The 5527-nt window shown below is 49.9% G+C and carries 2 tRNA genes and 2 rRNA genes; all 4 read left to right on the forward strand.

The features are described from left to right. Positions 1-515: 515 nt before the first annotated feature. The 4 genes from ACIQW9_RS14805 to ACIQW9_RS14820 all read left to right on the forward strand — a co-directional run bounded on the left by ACIQW9_RS14805 (position 516) and on the right by ACIQW9_RS14820 (position 5512). A 16S ribosomal RNA gene (locus ACIQW9_RS14805) occupies positions 516-2048 on the forward strand. Between the two features lie 116 nt (positions 2049-2164). Continuing rightward, positions 2165-2241: transfer RNA gene (locus ACIQW9_RS14810), tRNA-Ile, on the forward strand. A gap of 20 nt (positions 2242-2261) precedes the next feature. Beyond that, a tRNA-Ala gene (locus ACIQW9_RS14815) sits at positions 2262-2337 on the forward strand. Positions 2338-2637: 300 nt separating this feature from the next. After that, positions 2638-5512 (forward strand): 23S ribosomal RNA (locus ACIQW9_RS14820). The 16S and 23S rRNA genes sit together here with 2 tRNA genes alongside, the layout of an rRNA operon. Positions 5513-5527 lie beyond the last annotated feature (15 nt).

A 5527-nucleotide genomic window follows, 5' to 3' on the forward strand; every position in this document is an offset into this window, starting at 1 on the left:
TTAAAAAGAATTGAAGTATTTTCCCGAAAGGGGTTGCAAAGGGTTTGGGTGCTTGCTATAGTTCGGCTCCCGTCGCAGAACAAGCAGCGCAACGCAGAAGGTAGCGAGCTGAATTGGATGTGATGGGGGTGAATAAGTGGTGGTAGGAGTTGGCGTTTTTGTCAGTCGTTTTGAAGAAATTTAAAACGAATCTTTTTAAAAAGTTTCTTAAAAAGGTGTTGACGAAAAACGAAACATGCCACATAATCTCATCTCTCTGCTGCTGACGAACAAAACGATTCGCGGCACCGCTGAAACAGCGAAGCAGACAAGAAGTTCTTTAAAAATTAACAGTCGATAAGTGTGGGCGTTTAATGGAAGCGCGGTTATCAAGCTTGCTTGGTAGCTATAACTTTAAATATTAAATGCTCACAAAGAAATATAGATACTTTCGGTTAAACGAAAGTACCTGTCAGTATTTTGAGTGAGCGACCGGTTCGAAAGAACCATGTCAGCAATGACATAAAACAGAGATTGAACTGAAGAGTTTGATCCTGGCTCAGATTGAACGCTGGCGGCATGCCTTACACATGCAAGTCGAACGGCAGCATGGGAGCTTGCTCCTGATGGCGAGTGGCGAACGGGTGAGTAATATATCGGAACGTACCCTAGAGTGGGGGATAACGCAGCGAAAGTTGCGCTAATACCGCATACGATCTACGGATGAAAGTGGGGGATCGCAAGACCTCATGCTCATGGAGCGGCCGATATCTGATTAGCTAGTTGGTGGGGTAAAGGCCTACCAAGGCTTCGATCAGTAGCTGGTCTGAGAGGACGACCAGCCACACTGGAACTGAGACACGGTCCAGACTCCTACGGGAGGCAGCAGTGGGGAATTTTGGACAATGGGCGCAAGCCTGATCCAGCAATGCCGCGTGAGTGAAGAAGGCCTTCGGGTTGTAAAGCTCTTTTGTCAGGGAAGAAACGGTGAGCTCTAATACAGTTTGCTAATGACGGTACCTGAAGAATAAGCACCGGCTAACTACGTGCCAGCAGCCGCGGTAATACGTAGGGTGCAAGCGTTAATCGGAATTACTGGGCGTAAAGCGTGCGCAGGCGGTTATGTAAGTCAGATGTGAAATCCCCGGGCTCAACCTGGGAATGGCATTTGAGACTGCATGGCTAGAGTGTGTCAGAGGGGGGTAGAATTCCACGTGTAGCAGTGAAATGCGTAGAGATGTGGAGGAATACCGATGGCGAAGGCAGCCCCCTGGGATAACACTGACGCTCATGCACGAAAGCGTGGGGAGCAAACAGGATTAGATACCCTGGTAGTCCACGCCCTAAACGATGTCTACTAGTTGTCGGGACTTAATTGTCTTGGTAACGCAGCTAACGCGTGAAGTAGACCGCCTGGGGAGTACGGTCGCAAGATTAAAACTCAAAGGAATTGACGGGGACCCGCACAAGCGGTGGATGATGTGGATTAATTCGATGCAACGCGAAAAACCTTACCTACCCTTGACATGTACGGAATCCCAGAGAGATTTGGGAGTGCTCGAAAGAGAACCGTAACACAGGTGCTGCATGGCTGTCGTCAGCTCGTGTCGTGAGATGTTGGGTTAAGTCCCGCAACGAGCGCAACCCTTGTCATTAGTTGCTACGAAAGGGCACTCTAATGAGACTGCCGGTGACAAACCGGAGGAAGGTGGGGATGACGTCAAGTCCTCATGGCCCTTATGGGTAGGGCTTCACACGTCATACAATGGTACATACAGAGGGCCGCCAACCCGCGAGGGGGAGCTAATCCCAGAAAGTGTATCGTAGTCCGGATTGTAGTCTGCAACTCGACTACATGAAGTTGGAATCGCTAGTAATCGCGGATCAGCATGTCGCGGTGAATACGTTCCCGGGTCTTGTACACACCGCCCGTCACACCATGGGAGCGGGTTTCACCAGAAGTAGGTAGCCTAACCGTAAGGAGGGCGCTTACCACGGTGGGATTCGTGACTGGGGTGAAGTCGTAACAAGGTAGCCGTATCGGAAGGTGCGGCTGGATCACCTCCTTTCTAGAGTTTGCGTGAAAGTTAAGCGTCCACACTTATCGACTAGTTAATAAGAAAAGAACAGTGAATGTCGGCGATGCGCAGAAGCTTGCGCATGGTTGGTTGGTACTGATCCAAACGGGTCTGTAGCTCAGTTGGTTAGAGCACCGTGTTGATAACGCGGGGGTCGTTGGTTCGAGCCCAACCAGACCCACCAAGATATGTATGACCGGTTTCGGGGGTTTAGCTCAGCTGGGAGAGCACCTGCTTTGCAAGCAGGGGGTCGTCGGTTCGATCCCGTCAACCTCCACCAAGATGTCAAACCTAAGTTGATCAGCGCAAGCTGACGTGATTTAGGTTTGATCTTTTAGATGATCATTAGCTGTTTTTGTTCTTTAACAATTTGGAAGAAGTAAAGATTTATTGGTGCAAACCAATGATGCGAAAGCGTTGTTGTGTTGCGCTGATGGGTTTTGATTGTATCAAATCAAATAGTATTGACGATCAGTTGCTCGCAAGAGCAGTCCAGTGTCAATACAAGCAAACACGTAGTACTTGCTTGCTTTATAACCGTCTCTTGGAAGTGCAAACGACTGAGAGGCTAACGTTATAGGGACAAGTGAATAAGTGCACATGGTGGATGCCTTGGCGATATCAGGCGATGAAGGACGTAGTAGCTTGCGATAAGCTGCGGGGAGTGAGCAAACACACTTTGATCCGCAGATTTCCGAATGGGGAAACCCGGCCCTTGTGGTCATCACACACTGAATACATAGGTGTGTGAAGCGAACGCGGCGAACTGAAACATCTAAGTAGCTGCAGGAAAAGAAATCAACCGAGATTCCCAAAGTAGTGGCGAGCGAAATGGGAACAGCCGCAAGTTTTAGCATTGGATATAGTGGAATGCTCTGGAAAGTGCAGCCATAGAGGGTGATAGCCCCTTACACGAAATAACCAGTGTGGAACTAAGCTTGCAACAAGTAGGGCGGGACACGAGAAATCCTGTCTGAATATGGGGGGACCATCCTCCAAGGCTAAATACTCGATATCGACCGATAGTGAACCAGTACCGTGAGGGAAAGGCGAAAAGAACCCCGGAAGGGGAGTGAAATAGATCCTGAAACCGTGTGCATACAAACAGTAGGAGCGGACTTGTTCCGTGACTGCGTACCTTTTGTATAATGGGTCAGCGACTTACATTCAGTGGCAAGGTTAACCGTATAGGGAAGCCGTAGAGAAATCGAGTCCGAATAGGGCGTTCAGTCGCTGGGTGTAGACCCGAAACCAAGTGATCTACTCATGGCCAGGTTGAAGGTGCGGTAACACGCACTGGAGGACCGAACCCACTAATGTTGAAAAATTAGGGGATGAGCTGTGGGTAGGGGTGAAAGGCTAAACAAACTTGGAAATAGCTGGTTCTCTCCGAAAACTATTTAGGTAGTGCCTCAAGTATCACCATCGGGGGTAGAGCACTGTTATGGCTAGGGGGTCATCGCGACTTACCAACCCATTGCAAACTCCGAATACCGATGAGTGCGAGCTTGGGAGACAGACGTCGGGTGCTAACGTCCGGCGTCAAGAGGGAAACAACCCAGACCGCCAGCTAAGGTCCCAAAGATTGGCTAAGTGGAAAACGAAGTGGGAAGGCTAAAACAGTCAGGAGGTTGGCTTAGAAGCAGCCATCCTTTAAAGAAAGCGTAATAGCTCACTGATCGAGTCGTCCTGCGCGGAAGATGTAACGGGGCTAAGCCAGTCACCGAAGCTGCGGATATGTGTTTACACATATGGTAGGAGAGCGTTCTGTAAGCCTGCGAAGGTGTCTTGTAAAGGATGCTGGAGGTATCAGAAGTGCGAATGCTGACATGAGTAGCGATAATGGGGGTGAAAAGCCTCCACGCCGAAAGCCCAAGGTTTCCTGTTCAACGTTCATCGGAGCAGGGTGAGTCGGCCCCTAAGGCGAGGCAGAGATGCGTAGCTGATGGGAAGCAGGTTAATATTCCTGCACCGTCGTATGATGCGATGGGGGGACGGATCGCGGAAGGTTGTCAGGCGGTTGGAAGAGCCTGTTCTTGACTTGTAGAAGGCACTTAGGCAAATCCGGGTGCGTAATTCAAGGGGTCGAGACGAACGAATTTATTCGTGAAGCAATCGGAAGTGGTTCCAAGAAAAGCCTCTAAGCTTCAGTCATACGAGACCGTACCGCAAACCGACACAGGTGGGCGAGATGAGTATTCTAAGGCGCTTGAGAGAACTCGGGAGAAGGAACTCGGCAAATTGGTACCGTAACTTCGGGATAAGGTACGCCCTTGTAGTTTGACCACTTTACTGTGGAAGGATGAAAGGGTTGCAATAAACTGGTGGCTGCGACTGTTTAATAAAAACACAGCACTATGCAAACACGAAAGTGGACGTATATGGTGTGACTCCTGCCCGGTGCTGGAAGATTAAATGATGGGGTGCAAGCTCTTGATTGAAGTCCCAGTAAACGGCGGCCGTAACTATAACGGTCCTAAGGTAGCGAAATTCCTTGTCGGGTAAGTTCCGACCTGCACGAATGGAGTAACGATGGCCACACTGTCTCCTCCCGAGACTCAGCGAAGTTGAAATGTTTGTGATGATGCAATCTACCCGCGGCTAGACGGAAAGACCCCATGAACCTTTACTGTAGCTTTGCATTGGACTTTGAACCAATCTGTGTAGGATAGGTGGGAGGCTTTGAAGCGGGGACGCTAGTTCTCGTGGAGCCAACCTTGAAATACCACCCTGGTTTGTTTGAGGTTCTAACCTTGGTCCGTTATCCGGATCGGGGACAGTGCATGGTAGGCAGTTTGACTGGGGCGGTCTCCTCCTAAAGTGTAACGGAGGAGTTCGAAGGTACGCTAATTACGGTCGGACATCGTGATGATAGTGCAATGGCATAAGCGTGCTTAACTGCGAGACTGACAAGTCGAGCAGGTACGAAAGTAGGACATAGTGATCCGGTGGTTCTGTATGGAAGGGCCATCGCTCAACGGATAAAAGGTACTCTGGGGATAACAGGCTGATTCCTCCCAAGAGTTCATATCGACGGGGGAGTTTGGCACCTCGATGTCGGCTCATCACATCCTGGGGCTGTAGCCGGTCCCAAGGGTATGGCTGTTCGCCATTTAAAGTGGTACGTGAGCTGGGTTTAAAACGTCGTGAGACAGTTTGGTCCCTATCTGCCGTGGGCGTTGGAAATTTGAAGGGGGCTGCTCCTAGTACGAGAGGACCGGAGTGGACGAACCTCTGGTGTACCGGTTGTCACGCCAGTGGCATTGCCGGGTAGCTAAGTTCGGAAGAGATAACCGCTGAAAGCATCTAAGCGGGAAACTTGCCTTAAGATGAGATTTCCCAGAGCCTTGAGCTCTTTAAAGGGTCGTTCGAGACCAGGACGTTGATAGGCTGGGTGTGGAAGTGCAGTAATGCATTAAGCTAACCAGTACTAATTGCCCGTAAGGCTTGTCCCTATAACCTTAGCAGGT

This window comes from Herminiimonas sp. NPDC097707, from assembly GCF_044761395.1.
Taxonomy (GTDB): domain Bacteria; phylum Pseudomonadota; class Gammaproteobacteria; order Burkholderiales; family Burkholderiaceae_D; genus Oxalicibacterium.